The 21,205-nt window shown below is 27.9% G+C and carries 25 protein-coding genes, 1 tRNA gene and 1 other annotated feature; of the genes, 22 read left to right on the top strand and 4 right to left on the bottom strand.

Annotation, left to right across the window (positions count from 1 at the left end; all coding sequences use genetic code 11):
• Positions 1-5 precede the first annotated feature (5 nt).
• Positions 6-209, top strand: a complete 204-nt coding sequence (locus AC4FQ1_RS12565; RefSeq protein WP_303130035.1) for a heavy-metal-associated domain-containing protein — start codon at positions 6-8, stop codon at positions 207-209.
• A 100-nt stretch (positions 210-309) separates the two neighbouring features.
• A complete protein-coding gene (gene fdxA / locus AC4FQ1_RS12560) occupies positions 310-480 on the top strand; it encodes a 4Fe-4S ferredoxin (RefSeq protein WP_024615902.1) in 171 nt (56 codons plus the stop codon).
• 38 nt (positions 481-518) lie between these two features.
• On the opposite strand, the gene AC4FQ1_RS12555 is transcribed toward fdxA, so the two are convergent.
• Positions 519-1,154 carry an MBL fold metallo-hydrolase gene (locus AC4FQ1_RS12555; protein ID WP_491148953.1) on the bottom strand — a complete coding sequence of 212 codons (636 nt, stop codon included), beginning with the start codon at positions 1,152-1,154 and terminating at the stop codon, positions 519-521.
• A 143-nt stretch (positions 1,155-1,297) separates the two neighbouring features.
• Here AC4FQ1_RS12555 and AC4FQ1_RS12550 point away from each other — a divergent pair, with 143 nt between their 5' ends.
• From AC4FQ1_RS12550 to AC4FQ1_RS12525, 6 genes are all read left to right on the top strand, one after another.
• Positions 1,298-1,753 carry a CtsR family transcriptional regulator gene (locus AC4FQ1_RS12550; protein WP_303130039.1) on the top strand — a complete coding sequence of 152 codons (456 nt, stop codon included), beginning with the start codon at positions 1,298-1,300 and terminating at the stop codon, positions 1,751-1,753.
• An 11-nt stretch (positions 1,754-1,764) separates the two neighbouring features.
• Positions 1,765-2,295, top strand: coding sequence for a UvrB/UvrC motif-containing protein (locus tag AC4FQ1_RS12545; RefSeq protein ID WP_491169811.1), 531 nt, complete (start codon positions 1,765-1,767; stop codon positions 2,293-2,295).
• Positions 2,288-3,286 carry a hypothetical protein gene (locus tag AC4FQ1_RS12540; protein WP_491169810.1) on the top strand — a complete coding sequence of 333 codons (999 nt, stop codon included), beginning with the start codon at positions 2,288-2,290 and terminating at the stop codon, positions 3,284-3,286. Before AC4FQ1_RS12545 ends, AC4FQ1_RS12540 begins: the two co-directional genes overlap by 8 nt.
• Positions 3,287-3,321: 35 nt before the next feature.
• On the top strand, positions 3,322-5,757 hold the full coding sequence (locus AC4FQ1_RS12535; protein WP_491169809.1) for an ATP-dependent Clp protease ATP-binding subunit: 2,436 nt from the start codon (positions 3,322-3,324) through the stop codon (positions 5,755-5,757).
• A 157-nt stretch (positions 5,758-5,914) separates the two neighbouring features.
• On the top strand, positions 5,915-6,850 hold the full coding sequence (gene trxB, locus AC4FQ1_RS12530) for a thioredoxin-disulfide reductase (RefSeq protein ID WP_491169808.1): 936 nt from the start codon (positions 5,915-5,917) through the stop codon (positions 6,848-6,850).
• 11 nt (positions 6,851-6,861) lie between these two features.
• Entirely contained in the window at positions 6,862-7,086 is a 225-nt protein-coding gene (locus AC4FQ1_RS12525) for a glutaredoxin family protein (protein WP_491148947.1), read from the top strand.
• Positions 7,087-7,209: 123 nt separating this feature from the next.
• Here AC4FQ1_RS12525 and AC4FQ1_RS12520 read toward each other — a convergent pair whose 3' ends face one another.
• The gene (locus AC4FQ1_RS12520) at positions 7,210-7,440 is read right to left on the bottom strand and encodes a glutaredoxin family protein (protein ID WP_303130048.1); all 231 of its coding nucleotides are present in this window, start codon (positions 7,438-7,440) and stop codon (positions 7,210-7,212) included.
• Positions 7,441-7,567: 127 nt separating this feature from the next.
• A complete protein-coding gene (locus tag AC4FQ1_RS12515; RefSeq protein ID WP_303130050.1) occupies positions 7,568-7,735 on the bottom strand; it encodes a hypothetical protein in 168 nt (55 codons plus the stop codon).
• 135 nt (positions 7,736-7,870) lie between these two features.
• Here AC4FQ1_RS12515 and AC4FQ1_RS12510 point away from each other — a divergent pair, with 135 nt between their 5' ends.
• The 4 genes from AC4FQ1_RS12510 (at position 7,871) to disA (ending at position 11,953) form a co-directional block, all read left to right on the top strand.
• Positions 7,871-8,593 (top strand): GntR family transcriptional regulator, encoded by a 723-nt coding sequence (locus AC4FQ1_RS12510; protein WP_491148946.1) that lies wholly within the window; start codon positions 7,871-7,873, stop codon positions 8,591-8,593.
• Positions 8,590-9,318, top strand: coding sequence for a glucosamine-6-phosphate deaminase (gene nagB, locus AC4FQ1_RS12505; protein ID WP_491148945.1), 729 nt, complete (start codon positions 8,590-8,592; stop codon positions 9,316-9,318). Before AC4FQ1_RS12510 ends, nagB begins: the two co-directional genes overlap by 4 nt.
• Positions 9,319-9,504: 186 nt before the next feature.
• Positions 9,505-10,872, top strand: coding sequence for a DNA repair protein RadA (radA, locus tag AC4FQ1_RS12500; RefSeq protein WP_303130056.1), 1,368 nt, complete (start codon positions 9,505-9,507; stop codon positions 10,870-10,872).
• A 16-nt stretch (positions 10,873-10,888) separates the two neighbouring features.
• Entirely contained in the window at positions 10,889-11,953 is a 1,065-nt protein-coding gene (gene disA, locus AC4FQ1_RS12495; protein WP_303130057.1) for a DNA integrity scanning diadenylate cyclase DisA, read from the top strand.
• Positions 11,954-12,029: 76 nt separating this feature from the next.
• Here disA and AC4FQ1_RS12490 read toward each other — a convergent pair whose 3' ends face one another.
• On the bottom strand, positions 12,030-12,428 hold the full coding sequence (locus AC4FQ1_RS12490) for a nucleoside triphosphate pyrophosphohydrolase family protein (RefSeq protein WP_491169807.1): 399 nt from the start codon (positions 12,426-12,428) through the stop codon (positions 12,030-12,032).
• A gap of 311 nt (positions 12,429-12,739) precedes the next feature.
• On the opposite strand from AC4FQ1_RS12490, the gene AC4FQ1_RS12485 reads away from it, so the two are divergent.
• From AC4FQ1_RS12485 to AC4FQ1_RS12440, 10 genes are all read left to right on the top strand, one after another.
• Entirely contained in the window at positions 12,740-13,852 is a 1,113-nt protein-coding gene (locus tag AC4FQ1_RS12485; RefSeq protein WP_303130060.1) for a PIN/TRAM domain-containing protein, read from the top strand.
• 15 nt (positions 13,853-13,867) lie between these two features.
• Positions 13,868-14,548 carry a 2-C-methyl-D-erythritol 4-phosphate cytidylyltransferase gene (gene ispD, locus AC4FQ1_RS12480; RefSeq protein WP_491169806.1) on the top strand — a complete coding sequence of 227 codons (681 nt, stop codon included), beginning with the start codon at positions 13,868-13,870 and terminating at the stop codon, positions 14,546-14,548.
• Between the two features lie 58 nt (positions 14,549-14,606).
• Positions 14,607-14,791 (top strand) — a binding site (T-box leader).
• A 66-nt stretch (positions 14,792-14,857) separates the two neighbouring features.
• Positions 14,858-16,573, top strand: coding sequence for a proline--tRNA ligase (locus AC4FQ1_RS12475; protein WP_303130063.1), 1,716 nt, complete (start codon positions 14,858-14,860; stop codon positions 16,571-16,573).
• A 16-nt stretch (positions 16,574-16,589) separates the two neighbouring features.
• Complete coding sequence (gene cysS, locus AC4FQ1_RS12470) at positions 16,590-17,999, top strand: cysteine--tRNA ligase (protein ID WP_491169805.1); 1,410 nt, start codon at positions 16,590-16,592, stop codon at positions 17,997-17,999.
• A 51-nt stretch (positions 18,000-18,050) separates the two neighbouring features.
• On the top strand, positions 18,051-18,464 hold the full coding sequence (locus tag AC4FQ1_RS12465; RefSeq protein ID WP_303131183.1) for a Mini-ribonuclease 3: 414 nt from the start codon (positions 18,051-18,053) through the stop codon (positions 18,462-18,464).
• Between the two features lie 49 nt (positions 18,465-18,513).
• Complete coding sequence (gene rlmB, locus AC4FQ1_RS12460) at positions 18,514-19,413, top strand: 23S rRNA (guanosine(2251)-2'-O)-methyltransferase RlmB (protein ID WP_491169804.1); 900 nt, start codon at positions 18,514-18,516, stop codon at positions 19,411-19,413.
• Positions 19,414-19,428: 15 nt separating this feature from the next.
• A complete protein-coding gene (locus AC4FQ1_RS12455) occupies positions 19,429-19,941 on the top strand; it encodes an NYN domain-containing protein (RefSeq protein WP_303131180.1) in 513 nt (170 codons plus the stop codon).
• A 91-nt stretch (positions 19,942-20,032) separates the two neighbouring features.
• Entirely contained in the window at positions 20,033-20,653 is a 621-nt protein-coding gene (sigH, locus tag AC4FQ1_RS12450; RefSeq protein ID WP_303131179.1) for an RNA polymerase sporulation sigma factor SigH, read from the top strand.
• Between the two features lie 79 nt (positions 20,654-20,732).
• Positions 20,733-20,808: transfer RNA gene (locus AC4FQ1_RS12445), tRNA-Thr, on the top strand.
• 62 nt (positions 20,809-20,870) lie between these two features.
• Positions 20,871-21,205 (top strand): GTP-binding protein (locus AC4FQ1_RS12440; protein WP_491169803.1); only part of this gene is annotated, 335 nt, incomplete at its 3' end.

Below are 21,205 nucleotides of genomic sequence, written 5' to 3'. Positions count from 1 at the left end.
CTAGTATGAAAGCAGTACTTAAAGTTGCTGGAATTAAAAGTTCTACTGATGTAAGGAATGTACAAAGTGCAATATCAATTTGTGAAGGTGTAGTAGCGAGCGAAATATCATCAGATAAAAAGGAAATAACGATAATATTTAATAATAATTATATAAGTTTGGAGAATATAATAGATAATATAGAAAAATTCGGATATATAGTAATATAATTAACATATTCTAATTTTTATTAAAGTACTTTAAAATTTGTATAAAACATGATAAAATGATTATGGTGTAATTACCATAATTTTTTAGGAGGTGTTTTATATGGCATTTGTAATAAATGATACATGCATAAGCTGTGGAGCATGTGCAGCTGAATGTCCAGTTAATGCTATAAGCCAAGGAGATACTCAATTCGTAATAGATGCAGATACTTGTATCGATTGTGGAAATTGTGCTAACGTTTGTCCAGTAGGAGCACCAGTTCAAGAGTAATTTCATTGAAAAAAAGATCGTCTTTTGACGGTCTTTTTTTATTTGGTTGAGGGAAGTAATATTATTTTATTAAAATCGTTTATATTACTTTCGTTTATAGTAATTGAATTAGATTTATTTTTATATAAATCTTTTGATAATAGTAAAAATTCCTTTATACTTTCAAATAAAAATGATGAGCATGAAGTTTTGTAATTCATTGGGATTATTATTTTGGGATTTAAATCTTTTGCTATAATAAAAGCATCTTTACCAGATATATTTATATGACCACCTACGGGAATAAATAATATATCTATATCATTTAGTTTACTTAGAAGCTCTTTAGATGGAATTTCACCAATATAACCTAAATGACATAATTTTAGATTATCTATTTCATATGTATATATAGTATTTAAACCTCTTTTAGTTCCTTTTAAACTATCTGAAAAAGATTGGTAACCTATTATTTTCCCTATTTCTGTATTATAAGAACCAACACATGTTATTAGTTCTATATCCTTAGATATTTCAGGAAAAGAAGTTGAAAATTCACTGCTAACTGTAACAACATTAGGATTTAAGTATAATAAATCGCAACTATTAAATTTATTAAAAGGATCTATAAGAAGTCTTTTTCCTATAGAAGTTTTTATTAAAAAAGTTGAATTTTGAATCCAAGTAATTTCCATAAAAGAAACCTCCATAATATATAATTTATTATGCTCAAAATAAAAATATATAAACCTATTATCTTGAATGAATGTAAGAAAAGTATTAATATAATGTTACAAAGTCAAGGTAAGTAAAGAACAAAAGGTGTGAAGGTGAAATTATGGCAAGATTAACAGATATAATTGAAAAATTTATAAAAGAAATGATAAAGGAAGATGATAATAATAAAATTTTAATACAAAGAAATGAATTGGCAGATCAATTTAGATGTGCTCCATCTCAAATAAATTATGTATTAAGTACAAGATTTACTTATGAAAAAGGTTATGTTATAGAAAGTAGAAGAGGAGGCGGTGGATATATATCTATAAAAAAGGTAGAACATACTTGTCCTGTTAGTAGAAAAAAATTAATAAATGAATCTATTGGGGATAGTATAACATATCATAATACAGTAGCATTATTAGATAACTTATTAGAAACAGAAGTAATTAATAAAAAGGAATATAATATTATAAAAATAGCAGTTAATGATAAAACATTGAAAGATGTTGATAATAAAAATAAAGTAAGATCTGATATATTAAAAGGGATTATGATGGTAATACTTGAATAGGAGGGTTTTTTATGCTATGTGAGAGGTGTGGGAAAAATAAAGCAAACGTTAAGATTATAAAAAATTTTAATAATACTACTAAAGAATTATGGTTATGTAGTAAATGTGCTAAATTAGAATTTACATTAGATACCAATTATGATAAGGATATTGATAAGCTATTAAGAGGATTTATAGAAAGTATTATACAAAATAAGTCTGAAAAAAATAGATATAAATTTAAAAAAACTAAATGCGAAAATTGTGGGACATATTATGAGGATGTTTTAAAAACTTGGAAATTTGGGTGTGAAAAGTGTTATAAATGTTTTAGAAATAGTTTAAATGAAAAGCTTAGTAAAGATAATATAAAGAACAGACATTTTGGTAAATTTCCAGAGATAGAAGAATATATTTTAAATAATAAAAAGAGGATTATAAAGTTAAAGTGTGATTTGGAAGATTCTATTGCAACGGAAGATTATGAAGAAGCAGCAAATATAAGAGATAAAATAAAGGAGTTAGAAAATAATTTTAGAGAGGTTATTTTAAAGAATGAATAATTTTGATAGTTTTGAAAATAATCAGTTAGTTGTAAAAAGTCATATAGAACTTTTTAGAAATATAAAGGGAAAGAAGTTTCCGAATAAATTAAGTATTGAAGATGGAAGAGAGCTTTCAAAAAGTATATTAGAGAAATTATTAGAAGGTATTATAAATATTAAGCCAATAAATCTTTGGGAAGTAGATGATTTAGACTATTATAAAAATATTGGTCTTATAAATAATAATGTTATAAAAAATAAGGGATTTTCAAGTATAGCAATTAGCGATGAAAAAAATTTTACTATAATTATTAATGAAAATGAACATATTAGATTAAATTATGAAAAAAATGGTAATAATATAAAGGAAATATATAAATACTTAAATAAAATTGATAATTTATTAGAAAATAATTTTAGGTATGCCTTTGATGATAGATTAGGGTATCTTATGTCTGATTTATCTAACTTAGGCACAGGTCTCAAAATTTCAATAACATTACATTTACCTGTATTAACTAAGCTTAATAAAATCACTAACATAGCAAAACAACTAGAACTTAATGATTTATCTATAGAAGGACTATATGGAGAAATGGGATGTGCTTATGGAAATTTCTATAAAGTTTATAATAAATGGTGTTTAGGTTTAAGTGAAGAAGATATAATTACTAATTTAGAAAATAACATCATAAATATAATAAATGAGGAGTTTAAAGAGAGAAATAATATTTTTAAAAAGTCTAAAATTGAAATTGAAGATAAAATTTTTAGGGCTTATGGAATATTAAAGTATGTAAAGAAATTAAATTTTATAGAATGCTTAGAGTTATTATCGGATTTAAGACTAGGTGTAGAATGTAACATTTTAGAATTTGACTTAGATGATATAGAAAATTTAATTTTTTTAGTTAAAAGTTCAGTTATAAAATCTAAGATACACGATAATGTTAATGATGAAGTAATAGAGATAGAGAGAGCTAATGTTGTTAGAAAACTTTTTGGGTAACTGGTATGGTATAAAGGGTAAGGAGGATAAAATGTATGAGTAATGGAAGGTTTAATGAAAGGACTCAGAATTTAATTTTAGAGGGGAAAAAAGAGTCTATTAATTTTAAGCATGGTTATGTTGGTACTGAGCACATATTACTTGGAATCTTAAAGGAAGGTGGATATGCAAGTATTCTACTTAACAAATACAATATAAGTTATGAAGATGTAAAGGGAAAAGTAGAAAGTTATTTAGGGTTTGGTGATGTAGATTTAATGATAGACGAGCTATTATTAACGCCAAGAACTAAGCATTTATTAGAAATTAGTGCTAAGGAAGCTCAAAATTTTAGTCATGCATATATAAATCCAGAACATATACTTTTAGCACTTCTTAAAGAGAATGATGGAGTTGCATATACTTTATTATCTCAATTTGATAATGATATGAGTTTAATAAAAAAAGATATAATTTCTTTTTTGGAAAATACGGGCGATGAACATATAAGTGAAGATAATAATGAAAATTTAAATAAAGATAATCCAGTTTTAAAAAAGTATAGTGTTAATATGACTAAATTAGCAAAAGAAGAGAAGTTTGATCCTTTAGTAGGGAGAGATAAGGAAATTCAAAGAGTACTTGAGATATTGTGTAGAAGAGCAAAAAATAATCCTTGTCTTATAGGTGAACCAGGAGTAGGAAAAACTGCAATAATAGAAGGTTTAGCACAAAAAATAATATATGGAAACATACCTGAAATACTTAAAGACAAACAAATATATTCTTTAGATATATCCAATATAATTGCTGGTGCTAAATATAGAGGAGAATTTGAAGAAAGATTAAAAAAAATAGTTGAAGAAGTTAAGGAAAATAAAAATATAATATTATTTATAGATGAAATTCATACAATTATAGGAGCTGGAGGAGCAGAAGGTGCTATTGATGCATCAAATATATTAAAACCTTTTTTAGCTAGAGGAGAAATTCAATGTATTGGTGCAACGACTACAGATGAATATAGAAAGCACATAGAAAAAGATTTAGCTTTAGAGAGAAGATTTCAACCAGTAACAGTTAACGAACCTAATAAAGAGGAAACGTTAAATATTTTAAGAGGTCTTAAAGAAAAATATGAAATTCATCATAAAATTAAAATATCAGATGAAGCATTAAAGGCAGCTGTTGAAATGTCTGAAAGATATATAGTTGATAGGTATATGCCAGATAAGGCAATAGACTTAATTGATGAGGCTGCAGCTAAAGTTAATATATCAAATCTTGAAATATCACCATATATAAAAGTTTTAAAAGAGAAAATAGAAAAATTAGAAATTGATAAAGAGGATGCTGTAAGAGTTCAAGATTTTGAAAAAGCAGCATCATTAAGAGATAAAGAAAAAAGTTTAAAAAATGAACTTGAAAAAAAATCAAATAATTTAAATGATAATAAGTATGTTGATGAGTTAATAGTTAATGCAGAAGATATTGCAAAAGTAGTATCAAGTTGGACCAATATACCAGTAGAAAAGCTAACTGAAAAAGAAAGTGAAAGGCTTCTTAAACTAGAGGATAGACTTCATAAAAGAGTTATTGGACAGAAGGAAGCTGTATCTGCTATAGCAAAAGCTATAAGAAGATCTAGGGTTGGACTTCAAGATCCAAATAGACCAATTGGCAGTTTTATATTTTTAGGACCTACAGGTGTTGGTAAAACAGAGCTTTGCAAAGCATTAGCTGAAGCTGTATATGGTGATCAAAATAATATGGTAAGAATAGATATGTCAGAGTATATGGAAAAACATGCTGTTTCTAAGCTTATAGGAGCACCTCCAGGATATGTAGGTTATGATGAAGGAGGTCAGCTTACAGAGGCTATAAGAAGAAATCCGTATTCAGTTGTTTTATTAGATGAGATAGAAAAGGCTCATAGTGATGTTTTTAATATTTTGTTGCAGATATTAGAGGATGGAAGACTTACTGATGGAAAAGGTAAACTTGTAAATTTTAAAAATACAATAATAATAATGACATCTAATATAGGAGCTCATAAAATAACAAAGCAAAGAAATGTAGGATTTTTAACATCTGTTTCACATGAAAGTGAATATAAATCTATGAAGGAAAATATATTAGATGATTTAAAGAAAAGTTTTAGACCTGAGTTTTTAAATAGAATAGATGACACAATAGTGTTTCATAAGTTAGAAAAAGATAATTTAAAAGATATATTAGATATAATGTTAAAAGATATAAAAATTAGATTAAATAAAAATAATATAGATATTATTTTTAATGATGATATAAAAGATTATTTACTAAGTAAATGTACAGTTAATGATTATGGTGCAAGGCCTTTTAGACGAGTAATAACAAAGGAAATTGAAGATAGGCTTAGTGAAGAAATTTTAATGGGAAATATAGAAAAAGGTAAAAATTTAGAAGCTTTTATAAAAAAAGAATGTATAAAATTTAAGTGTATAAGTTAACTTATAAAGGGAGTAGTTTTTAATACTCCCTTTAAATTTTATATTTTTATTTAAAATTAAATAATTATTAATTAAAAAATTTTATTGAAATATCTAATTATAAAGTGATATAATAAAATTATAGGATATACCCCTGGGGGGTAAGGAGGTAATTAAATTGGAAAAGGAAATAAAAAATATTGATTTAATTATAATTGGTGGAGGCCCAGCAGGGTTAACAGCAGCTATATATGCATCAAGAGCAAGATTAGATTTGCTTTTATTGGAAGACAAAATAGTTGGTGGTCAAGTAAGGAATAGTTATACTGTTGAAAATTATCCAGGATTTAAAAAAATATCTGGAGCTGAACTTGCAGATATAATGCAACAACAGGCAGAAGAATTAGGAACAAATATAGATGAGTTTGATATTATAGAAAATGTTAAGTTTAATGAAAATGAAAAAATTATAGAGACTGAAGAAGTTATATATAAACCGAAGACAGTAATAATTGCAACAGGAGCATCACCAAGAAAATTACCTATAAAAAATGAAGAAAAATTTGCAGGCAAGGGTGTTCACTATTGTGCAGTATGTGATGGGGCTATGTATCAAGATAAAATTATTTCTATAGTCGGTGGAGGAAATACAGCTTTAGAAGAAGCGATATTCTTAACAAACTTTGCTAAGAAGGTATATATAATAAGAAGATATGATTACTTTAGAGGTGAAAAAGCTGTTTTAGAAGAAGTTGAAAAGAATGATAAAATAGAAATTCTTTATAATGAAGATTTAATATCAGTTGAAGGTAATGATTTTGTTGAAAAAGGAATAATTAAAAATACATTAACTGGTGAGGAAAAAGAAATAAAGATAGATGCTGTTTTTGGATCAATAGGCCATGAACCAATGATAAACCTATTTAAAGATTATATTAATCTTTCAAAAGGAAATTATATAATTACAGATGAAAATATGAGAACTAATATACCAGGAGTATATGCAGTTGGAGATGTTAGAGAGAAAGAATATAGACAAATAACAACTGCTGTTGCTGATGGAACTATAGCTGCATTAGAAGCAGAAAAATATATAAAGAAATTAGGAAAGTAAGGTGATTTGTAATGATAAAAATATATTCAACATCATGGTGTCCAGCTTGTATTAAGGCAAAGAAATACTTAGATATGAAAGGAATAGAATTTCAAGAAATTAATGTTGCAGATAAACATGAAGATAGAAATGAAGTTCAAGAAGTATCAGGTCAAAGAACAGTACCAGTATTAGATATTAATGGGAAAGTTATTGTTGGATTTGACAAAAAAGCTATAGATGAAGCTTTAAGATAATATTTTATAAGTAAATATTTGGACATATTTATATATTTAATTTATAAAAGGTGAGTTTTTAGCTCACTTTTTTATTTTTCAAATTAAAAGTCACTATTAAAATTTTAATAGTGACTTTTTATATTAAACGTTAGATAATGCTTTATCAATTGCAGGCTTATCGAATCCAATTATAATAGTTCCGTTTATATCAAGAACAGGTACTCCCATTTGTTTTGATTTTTTAAGCATTTCTTCTCTAGCTTCCATATCATCTTGAACATTTAATGAAGTAAACTCTACTCCTTTTTTTGTTAAATAATCTTTAGCTTTTACACACCAAGGACATGAATTAGTTGTATATACTTTTACCATAATACTTCCTCCTTAATTAGACGATAATAATTATTAATTAAATATCTTTTTTAATAAATTGTACTCTATAAATCAATTAAATTCAAGTTGCTTAATATGTATAATGTGTAACAAATATTTTATAAATTTACTTTATTATATCTTCATTTTCTAAATTTGAATTTAATATAAGATTACTGTAATCTCCTTCTATTATATTATTGGAAAAAGTTTCACTTATATTTATTGGATTGTTATATTTTATAGTATTCTTTGGAATTATATTGGTGTTAATAAGTTTTGATTTATCAATCATTGTATCATCATCTCCTTTTAAATTGTATAATTATTATTTGTATAAAATAAATTTATTATGCTAAATAAAACATATTGTATAGTGGTCTAGACAACTATATATTAATTAGTTATAATTAATTAAGGAGGAATAAATATGATAGATAAAAATAGTCCAATTCCAGTTTATTTTCAATTAAAACAAGATATATTAGATAAGATTTCCGAAGGTTATTGGAAGGTTGGGGAATGCATTGATAGTGAAAGAGAGTTTTCTGAGCACTATGAAGTAAGCAGAATGACAGTAAGACAGGCATTAGGGGAATTAGTTCAAGAAGGAGTTTTAGTTAGAGAAAAAGGAAAAGGTACTTTTGTTTGTGAGCCAAAAGTAAAGCAACAAGATGTTATGAGTTTTACAGATATTATTGAGAGATCAGGTGGAAAACTTGAAACTGAGGTTCTAGAACTTAATATTATAGATACTCCTGATGATATGGTTGAGTTATTAAAAGACAACAAGGTTTATAGAATAAATAGAATAAGAAAAGTAAATGGCGAATGTATAGCTAATGAATTAGTACATATATCACCTAGAATATGTGGAGAATTAAATGAAGAAAAATTAAAAGGTTCTTTATTTAAGTTAATTGAAGAAAGAGGTCATTTTATAAATCATTCTGAATCATCAATAAAGGCAATTGTTATGGATGATTATTATAAAAAGCTTTTTGAGGTGGATAATATACTTCCATTAATAAGCACATTTGGAACAACATTAGATGAAAATAACAATGTTCTTTTTGTAGAAGAATCTATTTATAGATCAGATAAATATATATTACAAGTAAATATATCAAGGCGAGAGGGGAAATTGAAATGAAATTAATTATGGTCAAAAATTATGATGAAATGAGTAAAGTAGCAGCAGAGGTAATTCAAAAAGTAATAAGTGATAAACCAGATGCTGTATTAGGTCTTGCAACAGGTGGAACACCAGTTGGAATGTATAAGGAATTAATAAAAATGAATAAGGATGGAAAAATAGATTTTTCAAAAGTAACAACTGTTAATCTTGATGAATATATAGGTCTTTCTGGAACACATGAGCAAAGTTATAGACACTTTATGAATAGTAATCTTTTTGATCATATAAATATAAATAAGGCTAATACTTATGTACCAAATGGATTAGCTAAAGATATAGAAGAAGAGGGAAAAGCTTACGATAAAAAAATAGATGAGTTAGGTGGAACAGATATACAATTATTGGGTGTTGGAAATAATGGACATATAGCATTTAATGAACCAGATTCAGTTTTAATATCAGGAACTCATTTAACTGGATTAACAGAAAGCACAATAAAAGCTAATTCAAGATTTTTTGATTCTATGGAAGAGGTACCAAAAACAGCTATAACTATGGGGCTTGGTCAAATAATGAAATCAAAAAAAATTCTTTTAATAGCAAGTGGAGAAAGTAAGGCAGAAGCTATTAAAGAGTTATTTAGTGGAAAAATAACTACTGAATGTCCAGTTACAATGCTTAATATGCACAGTGATGTTACAGTTATTATAGATGAAGATGCAGCAAAACTTATAAAGTAAAAATTTAAATATATAACAGGCTGATACAAAGCATTTTAAAATGTTTTATATCAGCCTATTCTTTTTAAAAATTTTTATAAAATAAAATTAATTAATCAATAGTTTAACTTTACAATTGTATGTTATTATAATATAAGTGAAATGTAACGAAATTTCATAAAGTGAAAAATAGATTGAGGTGCTTTTATGGCTAAAATAAAATCAATGTTTATCTGTCAAGAATGTGGATATGAATCAGCAAAATGGCTTGGAAAATGTCCCTCTTGTAATGAATGGAATACTTTTGTTGAAGAAGTTAGAGATAATAAAGTTCAAATTAAAAATGATATAGTAAAAATTCTTAAGCCTGAGAACATGCCTAAAAGCATTAAAAATATAAAATCAGGTGAAAAGGAAAGATATGATACAGGAGTAAATGAATTAAACAGAGTTTTAGGTGGAGGTCTTGTAAAAGGTTCATTAACTTTAATATCAGGAGACCCTGGAATTGGTAAGTCAACGTTATTACTTCAAACAGCTAATAATATAGCTAAAAATTATGGTAAAGTACTTTATGTTTCAGGAGAAGAATCAGAAGAACAAATAAAAATAAGAGGAGATAGGTTAGGTGTAACCTGTGATGATTTATATATTGTTTCAGAAACTAACCTTGATACAATAGAAGTTTATATAGATGAATTAGAACCAAAGTTTGTAATAATAGATTCAATACAAACAATATACAAAGAAGGTGTTACATCAGCACCAGGAAGTGTGTCACAAGTAAAAGAATGTTCAAATCAAATGATGAGAATTGGTAAAAAGAAAAATATACCTTTATTTATAGTTGCACATGTTACAAAGCAAGGTGAGCTTGCAGGACCAAGGGTTCTTGAACATATGGTAGATACTGTTCTTTATTTCGAGGGTGAGAGAACAGAAGAATTTAGAATTTTAAGAACTATGAAAAATAGATTTGGAACAACAAGTGAAATTGGAGTTTTTGAAATGAGACAAGAAGGATTAGTTGAAGTATATGATCCATCTAGCATGTTCCTTGAAGATACAACATTTAATCAAGAAGGTTCTGTTGTAATTGGAATTATGGAAGGAACACGACCTATACTTGTTGAAATTCAAGCATTGGTTACAGAAACTAAGGCTGTTATGCCAAGAAGAACAGCTGTAGGTATTGATAATCAAAGATTAAGTTTAATACTTGCGGTTTTGGAGAAGAAACTTAGAATACCATTTTATAATCATGATGTATATGTTAATGTAGTTGGAGGATTAAATTTAGATGGAACTACGTCTGATCTTGGCGTTGCAATTGCATTAATTTCAAGTATGAGGGGGAAAGGAATTAAACTTCCTAAGGTATTAGTTGTAGGTGAAGTTGGATTAACTGGTGAAATAAGACCTATAACATCAATAGATAGACTTGTAAATGAAGCAGAAAAGATGGGGTTTGAAAATACTATAATACCTAGTAGAAATAGAGATAAGGTTAATAATAAAACAATAAATATTATGTGTGTTAGCAATATAAGAGAAGCTATAAGTAAGATATTCTAGGAGAATAGGTGAGCGTATGAGGTTAGAAAGAGATGTTGAAATAAAAAACATATTGAAAATGATGTGTCCAGGAACTCAATTAAGAGAAGGGCTTGAAAATATATTAAGGGCAAAAACTGGAGGATTAATTGTTTTAGGTGATAATGAAGATGTCATGAATATAGTAGATGGAGGATTCACAATTCATTCAGAATATTCTCCTGCTTATGTATATGAATTGGCAAAAATGGATGGAGCTATAGTTTTAAGTGAAGATATAAAAAAGATTGTTTGTGCTAATGCACAATTAGTACCAAGTGCATCAATACCTACCTTTGAAACTGGAACAAGACATAGAACTGCCCAAAGAGTTGCTAGAGAAACTGGAAAGGTTGTTGTAGCAATATCTCAAAGGAGAAATATTATAACTGTTTATAAAGGCGATATAAAATATGTATTAAGAGAAAGTAGTGTAATTCTTGGTAGAGCAAATCAGGCAGTTCAAACCCTTGAAAAGTATGTTTCTGTATTAGAAAGAGTAATAAATAACTTAAATCTTTTAGAGTTTCAAGATTTAACAACACTTTTTGATGTAGTTACTGCAATTCAAAGAACAGAAATGGTAATGAGAATTGTTGAAGAAATAAGAATATATATTTTAGAGTTAGGTAATGAGGGAAGACTTATATCTATGCAATTAAATGAATTAATAAAGCATGTTGAAAGAGATGGGATATTTTTAATAAGAGATTATAGTGGTCCAGAAAAAGATCATAATGAAATATATGAAAATATTCAAAAGTTAACATCAGAAGAACTTATAGACTTAGAATCTATAGCAAAAACTTTAGGATATGGATATGCACCACTTGCTGATACTTTAATATCACCAAAAGGATATAGAATGCTAAGTAAGATACCTAGAATACCATCTAATGTTATTGATAACTTAATATCTCATTTTGAAAATTTTAATAATATATTAGAAGCTGATATAGATGATTTAGATAAGGTTGATGGTATTGGAGAAGCTAGAGCTAAAGCAATAAAAAATGGATTAAGAAGAATAAATGATCAAATATCATTAAAGGTAGAGTTATAAAAAAACGATATTCTATAGGGATAAATTATCTCTTGGAATATCGTTTTTTATATACTTGTACTTTTTATATAATTCATTACCTAAAATTAAACTTTCCTAAAGTAGTTATTTTATCATTTTCTTTTAAAAATATATCATATAGATTTATATCTAAAGTATTGCAAAGGGATGTAAGATAGAAAATATTGTTACCCATCTCATGTTCAATAACTTCACGACAATTATTACATAATTTACCTTCTAAATGATTTTTAAGACATTCAGAAATATTTTCTATTGAATAATCTTCGTTAACTAAACATTGTTTGCTTGCATTTATTTTTATACAACCACAATTTGTAACAGCTTTAATAATTGCTCTATTAACCCTAGAATTTGATTCAGTATATTTACTTAAAGTATCAAGGATGCTTTTATGTCTAAGTAAAGAATCGTTTACATTGTTTTGAAAATCATCAAAAATAATATCTTTCATTTGCTTCAACTCCTTGCTAATATTTTATAAGTACAAATTAATTATAGAATTACAAGGTAATATTTGTCAATTAACAATTACGTATATAATTAACTTTAAGATAATAATATAACATCTTTTCAATAAAATATAGGGGGAATAAAATCAATGGAAATGTGAGATGGTGGAGAGTTTCTTAAATTAAGAAATTTTTCATGAAAGAGAATCTTTTGGTATGTTATAATTAATAAGTAAATATAATTACAATTAATTGTATTTAACTAAGAATTTTATATAGAGATTTTGTTAATAATTAATAGGGAGGTGAAAAGATGTTAAAAAAAATAATTAGATACATTCTTACATTGATAGGATTGTTAATAGGATATATTGTAGGAGAAGCTGTTTTAAAAATCCAGGCTGTTCAAGGGTTTAAGTATTTATCAGGAACAGGTGGAAAAGTAACATTTCTTATAGTTATTTCGGTATTATTTGCAATTATTTTATATTTAATATCTCCATCAATATATAGAGGGATTTTAAACGTTATTGATTATATAGAAAAAAATATGAAAAAATTTACTGTATTAGAAATAATATATGGAGCTATAGGAGCTGTAATAGCATTAGTTATAGTATTTTTTGTAGCAAGACCTTTAAATGATATTGGGGGACCTTTAGGACCAATACTTTATATTTTGGTAAATATATTATTTGCAATAATTGGTATGAGGATAATGGTTCAAAAAAAAGACGATATAAGCAATATGTTTTTAGCAATGAAAAAAGCAAATGTTAACAAAGAAAAAGCACCTAAAGATAAAAAAGGAAAAAATATAAGAGGTAAAGAAATACCAAAAGTATTAGATACATCAGTAATAATTGATGGAAGAATTTTTGATATTTGTCAAACTGGCTTTATAGAAGGTCCACTTGTTATTCCAAATTTTGTTTTAGATGAATTAAGACATATTTCAGACTCATCAGATTCTTTAAAAAGAACTAGAGGAAGAAGAGGATTAGACATATTAAATAAAATTCAAAAGGAGCTTGATATAGAAACTCAGATTTGGGAAGGAGATTTTCCAAAAATTGCTGAAGTTGATGCAAAGCTTTTAAAATTAGCACAAACTTTAGATGGTAAAGTAATAACAAATGATTATAATTTAAATAAAGTTGCAGAGGTTCAAGGTGTTCCAGTACTAAATATAAATGAACTTTCAAATGCTATAAAACCTGTTGTTATTCCTGGAGAAGAGATGACAGTTGAAGTTGTTAAGGATGGAAAAGAAGCAAGTCAAGGTGTTGCTTATTTAGATGATGGAACAATGATTGTTGTTGAAGGTGGTAAGAAATATATTGGAAAAACTATAGAGGTTATAGTTACTTCTGTATTACAAACTGCTGCTGGAAGAATGATATTTGCAAAACCTAAAGATAATTAAAGGAGATTTCTTTCAATGAACAGTGCAATTATATTAGCTGGAGGAAGAGGTAGAAGAATGGGTTCTGATATAAGTAAGCAATATATACTTATAAATAATAAACCAATTCTTTATTATACATTAAAAAAATTTATAAATAATGATAGTATAGATGAAGTTATTTTAGTTCTTCCTGAAGATGAAATAGAATACTGCAAAAGGGAAATATTAAAAAAATATAATTTAGAAGTTAACAAAATAGTATGTGGTGGAAAAGAAAGACAAGATTCAGTTTTAAATGGTTTAAGATCATTAGAAAATTGTGATATTGTTTTAATACATGATGGAGCAAGACCGTTTGTATCAGATAGAATAATAACAGAGGGAATAAATTTTGCAAAAGAGTTTAAAGCTGTGGCTCCGGGGGTTATGCCAAAAGATACTATTAAAGTTAAAGATGATTATGGAATATCAGAACAAACTTTAAATAGAGAAAAACTTGTTGCAGTTCAAACACCTCAAATATTTGATTATAACTTAATATTATCTTGTCATGAAAAGGTTAAGCTTCAAAATATGGGTGTTACAGATGATACTATGGTTGTAGAAGCATTTGGAAATAAAGTTTTTCTTTATGATGGAGAGTATACAAATATTAAAATAACTACTCCAGAAGACCTTGTATTAGGGGAATATTTATCAAAGAATATTGAGTAATTAACTCTGTTGACAGTATATTTTTAAAAAGTTATAATTAAGTATAATTTTATACTAGTTAAAGGCTATGATGAAGAATAGTAGAAATCGCAAAGTTTTCAGAGAGAGAATCCTTAGGCTGAAAGATTCCAAAATAGATTTTGAACCAGCTTCTGAGTAATAGGCAAAAACTATCGGTTTAATACCGTTATCATTATTAAAGAAAAAATTTAGGTGGTACCGCGATAGTTAGTCGCCCTATTGTTAATAGGGTGGCTTTTTTATATTTTAAAGAAAATAATTAATTTATATAAATAGGAGGATAAAAATATGAGAATGTCTAATATGCTAATTGCAACTTTAAGAGAAGTTCCAGCAGAAGCAGAAATAGCAAGCCATCAATTAATGCTTAGAGCAGGATTAATAAGAAAAATGGCATCAGGAATATATAATCATTTACCATTAGGAGTAAAAGTTCTTAAAAAGGTAGAAGATATAGTTAGAGAAGAAATGGATAATGCTGGAGCGCAAGAACTTTTATGTTCAGCTGTAATACCAGCAGAATTATGGCAAGAGTCAGGTAGATGGGATGCTTACGGAGCAGAAATGTTTAGAGTTAAAGATAGAAATCAAAGAGATTTTTGTTTAGGACCAACTCACGAGGAAGTATTTACTAACATAGTTAAAAATGAAATAAAATCATATAAACAATTACCATTAAACTTATATCAAATTCAAACAAAGTATAGAGATGAAACTAGACCAAGATTTGGTGTTATGAGATCAAGAGAATTCATAATGAAAGATGCTTATAGTTTTGATAAAGATCAAGCAGGATTAGATATTGCATTTGATAAAATGCATGATGCTTATGTAAAAATATTTAATAGATGTGGATTAGATGCAAAATGTGTTGAAGCGGATTCAGGAGCAATTGGTGGCTCAAATTCAGCAGAATTTATGGTTAAATCAGAAGTTGGAGAAGATGATGTAGTATTCTGTACAGAATGTAATTATGCAGCAAACATAGAAAAAGCAGAAGCTAAAGCAGAAATAGCAGAACCTGAAGAATTAGTTGCAATGGAGAGAGTATCTACACCAGATAGTAGAACAATAGAAGAAGTATCAGAATTTTTAAAAGTATCTCCAAAGAAAACTGTTAAAACTTTAATATACAATGTAGATGGAAAATTAGTTGGAGTTTTAGTAAGAGGGGATAGAGAAGTTAATGAAGTAAAAGTTGCAAATGCAGCTAATGCATCAGCTGATATAGAATTAGCTTCACATGAAGAAGTGCTTAGAGCAACAGGTGCTGAAACAGGATTTGCAGGTCCAGTTGGATTAAAGGTAGATTTACTTTTAGTTGATGAAGAAGTAAGCAGAATGTACAATATGGTTACGGGAGCAAATGAAACTGGGTTCCATTTAACAGGAGTTAATTACGGAAGAGAATTTGAAGGAGTAGTTGGCGACTTTAGAAATGTAGAAGAAGGAGAAGTTTGTCCTAAGTGTGGCGGAAAGGTTACTATTGCAAGAGGTACTGAGGTAGGTCATATATTTAAACTAGGAACTAAATACTCAGAAGCTATGAATGCTAAATTTATAGATGAAGATGGAAAAGAAAAACCATTTATAATGGGATGCTATGGAATTGGAGTAACAAGAACTGTTGCATCAATAATAGAACAACATCATGATGAAAATGGTATAATATGGCCGTTAGAAGTTGCACCTTATCATGTTTCAGTTGTAGCAGTAAATTCAAAAGATGAAGATCAAATGAGAATTGCAACAGAAATATATGAAGAACTTAAGTCTATGGGTGTAGAAGCACTTTTAGATGACAGAAAAGAAAGAGCTGGAGTTAAGTTTAAGGATTCAGAACTTATGGGAATACCAATGAGAATAACTGTTGGTAAGAAGATAAGTGATGGAGAAGTTGAATTTAAATTAAGAACTGGCGGAGAAAATGAAACAATAAAAATAGAAGAAGCTAAAGATAGAGTAAGAGCAGAATTCGAAAAAAATAACCTAAAACTAAAATAGTTAGGAGGCGTATAGAATGAGGCTTTACAACACATTAACAAATAAAAAAGAGGAGTTTGTACCAATAACTCCAGGAGAAGTTACTATGTATGTATGTGGACCTACAGTGTATAACTTTTTCCATATAGGTAATGGTAGAACTTTTATAGTTTTTGATACTATAAGAAGATATTTTGAGTATAGAGGCTATAAAGTAAAATTTGTTCAAAATTTTACAGACATAGACGATAAAATGATAAAAAGAGCTAATGAAGAAGGTTTAACTGTTAAAAAAGTTGGTGATAAGTATATTAAAGAATATTATACTGATGCTGATGCCTTAAATATAGAAAGAGCTACAGTAAATCCGAGAGCTACAGAGTATATTGGTCAAATAATAAAATTTGTTAAAGATTTAATAGATAAAGGATATGCTTATGAAGTTGATGGTGATGTGTACTTTAGCACTAAAAAGTTTGAAGGATACGGTAAACTGTCAGGTCAAAATTTAGATGAATTGCAAGCTGGTGCAAGAATAAATGTTGATGAAAGAAAGAAAGATCCTATGGATTTTGCTATATGGAAGGCAAAGAAAGAAGGAGAACCAGCATGGAAATGTCCTTGGGGCGAAGGAAGACCAGGATGGCATATTGAATGTTCATGCATGGCAAAGAATATCTTAGGGGAAACAATAGATATTCATGCAGGTGGAATGGATTTAGCATTCCCACATCATGAAAATGAAATAGCGCAAAGTGAAGCATTAACAGGAAAGCCATTTGCACATTATTGGTTACATTCAGCTTATGTTAATGTAAATAATAAAAAAATGTCTAAGTCACTAAATAATTTCTTTACAGCAAGAGATGTATTAAAAGAATATGATGCTGATGTAATAAGATTCTTAATGTTATCATGTCATTATAGAATTCAATTAAATTACAGCACTGATCTTTTAGATTCAGCAAAAGCATCAGTTGCAAGACTTTATAATGCAATAGGAAATCTTGAAAATCTTATAGATGAAGTTTCAAGAGATAAGATGAACGAAGAAGAGAAGAAGTATCTTGAGAGTTTAAATAAATATAGAGAAAAATATATTGAAAAAATGGATGATGATTTCAACACTGCAGATGCAATAACTGCAATATTTGATTTAGTAAAAGATATAAATACAAATATAAATGGAGAGTCATCAAAAGAATTAGCTCAAGGTGCATTAGCGCTAATAAGAGAACTTGGTGCACCACTTGGAATACTTCAGAAATCAACTAAGGTAGATTTAGCTGATGAAGCAGAAGAAATAGAAGGATTAATACAACAAAGACAAGAAGCTAGAAAAAATAGAGATTTTGCCCTTGCAGATAAGATAAGAGATGACTTAAAAGCAAGAGGAATTGTGTTAGAAGATACTCCACAAGGAGTTAGATGGAAAAAGGTAGACTAATTTAAAAGGGCTGTGCGTTTAGTGCAGCCCTTATTTAAAGGAGTAATAACTATGTTAGAAAATTTTAGAACAAGAGAATTTAGTAAAGATGAAGCTAGAAGATTAAATCCCCTACAGTTAGCTTTAGTTGGTGATGCTGTTTATGAAGTTTTTATAAGAGGGTATATACTTTCAAATAACACAGAGCTTTCAGCTCACAAAATACATAAAAAAGCTATAGGTTATGTTAAGGCTAAGAGTCAATCAGATATAATGCATAACATAGAAGGAGAATTAACAGAAGAAGAATTGTATATATTCAAAAGAGGAAGAAATGCTAAATCAGCAACCGTTCCTAAAAATGCAGATGTTAGAGATTATAGAATGGCAACGGGATTTGAAGCATTAGTTGGATATTTGTACTTGATAAATGATGAAAAAAGATTAGACTTTATATTTAATAAGAGTATAGAAATTTGTAAATAATAAAATTAAACTTTTATGGTAACTTAAAATTAGTTAAGGAGTTATTAATATGACAAGAATAAAAAAGAGTAATCAAAATAGAAGAAGAGATGAAAGAAAATATAATAAAAATAAAGAAGAAAAGTTTCAAGAAGAAACTTTTTCAAAAAAGGTAAGAGAGCCAAGAAAGCAAAGAGAAGAAAAGAAGATGGTTAATAATCAAGTTCAAGAAGTAAGAGAAGATTTAATAATTGGTAGAAATGCAGTTATAGAAGCTTTAAAGAATGATAAAACAATAGAAGCTCTATATCTTTCAAATGGTTCAAGAGAAGGATCTATAAATCAAATAATAAATCTTGCTAAGAAAAACAAAATAGTTATAAAAGAAGTAGATAAGAAAAAGTTAGATTCTATGTCAGCTGGAATGGTTCATCAGGGAGTTATAGCTAAAATAACACCATATAAATATTTTGAAGTTAAGGATATTTTAGATGATGCAAAGAAAAAAGGAGAAGCACCTTTTATAATAATATTAGATGAATTAGAAGATCCTCATAATCTAGGTTCAATAATAAGAACAGCGGAAACATGTGGAGTACATGGTATCATAATTCCAAAAAGAAGAAATGTTGGTGTAACACCTACAGTTTATAAATCATCAGTTGGTGCAGTTGAACATGTAAAGATAGCTAAAGTTACTAATATAAACAATACAATTGATGAATTAAAAGAACAAGGAATATGGGTATATGGTGCAGATATAGAAGGAAGAGAATATAGTTATGAAGTTGACTTTAGTGGACCTTGTGCTTTAATAATAGGAAGTGAAGGAAGAGGAATATCTAAGTTAACATTAAAGAAGTGTGATAAGTTAGTTAGAATTCCTATGATTGGAAAAATAAATTCTTTAAATGCATCAGTTGCAGGTGGTATAATGATGTATGAAGTATTAAAGGGTAGATTAAAATAAAAAGAGGGATGAGATGTGAAGATTATATTTATAGATGGATATAATGTTTTAAACAGCTGGCCTAATTTAAAAGATTTAAAAAATATAAGTTTTGATGGAGCTAGAGATAAATTGATAAATATACTTCACAATTATGGTAGTTATAATGATTGTAAAATAGTTTTAGTATTTGATGGGCATAAAGTTGCTGGAAATATAGAAAACAAGGAAGATGTTAATAGAAATTTATCGATAGTGTTTACCAAAGATGGTGAAACAGCAGATGCATATATAGAAAAAGAAGTAAACTTAATTGGTAGAAAATATGAAGTTTGCGTTGTGACGTCAGATTGGCTGGAGCAACAAACAATATTTCAAAGAGGAGCAACAAGGATATCTTCTATAGAATTTTATAATGAGGTTGTTAATGTGGAAGATAAAATTAGGGTTAAGGCAGAGAGGAACATGATATCTCAAAAAAATAATTTAAGTGATAATATTGATGAAGATATTTTTCATAAACTTGAGAAGATTCGTAGAAGTCATTAGTAATGTTGACTTGATTAAATTTGCTAAGTATAATAGCAGGTATAATAGGGACTAGGTTTTGAGGGGAAGATGTTTAGAATGGTGATTATTAATGATTAAGTATTTAGAGTTTGAAGATAAATTTGATGAAGAAATAGCAATTGAAGCTAAAAATGGAAATATAAAAGCGCAAGAATACTTAATAAATAAGTATGAAAATTTTGTAAAATCAAAAGCTAAATCATATTTTTTAATAGGTGCTGATAAGGAAGATATTTATCAAGAGGGGATGATTGGTCTTTATAAAGCTATACGAGACTTTAATCCAGAAAAATTATCAACGTTTAAAGCATTTGCTGAATTATGTGTAACAAGGCAGATAATTACAGCTATAAAAACAGCTACAAGACAAAAACATATTCCATTGAATACTTATATATCATTAAATAAACCAATCTATGAAGAGGATTCAGAAAGAACTCTATTAGATGTTTTGGCTGGATTTAAAATTACAGATCCTGAGGAACTTATTATAAGTCAAGAGGAAAAAGAAAGAATAGAAAGTGAAATGGAAAGAGTGCTATCTAGATTAGAACTTAATGTACTTAATTCTTACTTAGATGGTAAGTCTTATCAAGAGATAGCTTGCGATTTAGATAGGCACGCAAAATCAATAGATAATGCTTTGCAAAGAGTTAAGAGAAAACTAGAAAAATGCTTAGATGTAAAGTGATTATTTTTTATTGACAAACAAAAAAAATGATAGTAAACTTTATAATTGGTATATTAAAGAAAACTCATAATAGATGAGTGCTCACGTAGCTCAGTCGGCAGAGCGTCGCCTTGGTAAGGCGGAGGTCGTCGGTTCAATCCCGATCGTGAGCTCCAGGAACATATAAAAAAGTAGAAACACTAGGCAAGGTTTATTAGAGTGATAGGAGGAATTTATAATGTCAAAAGCAAAATTCGAAAGAAGTAAACCACACGTTAACATTGGAACAATCGGTCACGTAGACCACGGTAAAACTACATTAACAGCAGCTATTACAACAGTATTAGCAAACAAAGGATTCGCTGAGTCATTCAAATATGACGAAATCGATAAAGCGCCAGAAGAAAAAGAAAGAGGAATCACAATCAACTCAGCACACGTTGAGTACGAAACAGAAAACAGACACTATGCTCACGTTGACTGTCCAGGACACGCAGACTACGTTAAGAATATGATCACAGGAGCAGCACAAATGGACGGAGCAATCTTAGTTTGTTCAGCAGCAGATGGTCC

Source organism: Clostridium sp. TJA020 (assembly GCF_058310295.1).
The sequence above is the reverse complement of the archived record's forward strand: the minus strand, read 5'-3'. Positions and strand labels throughout refer to the sequence as shown.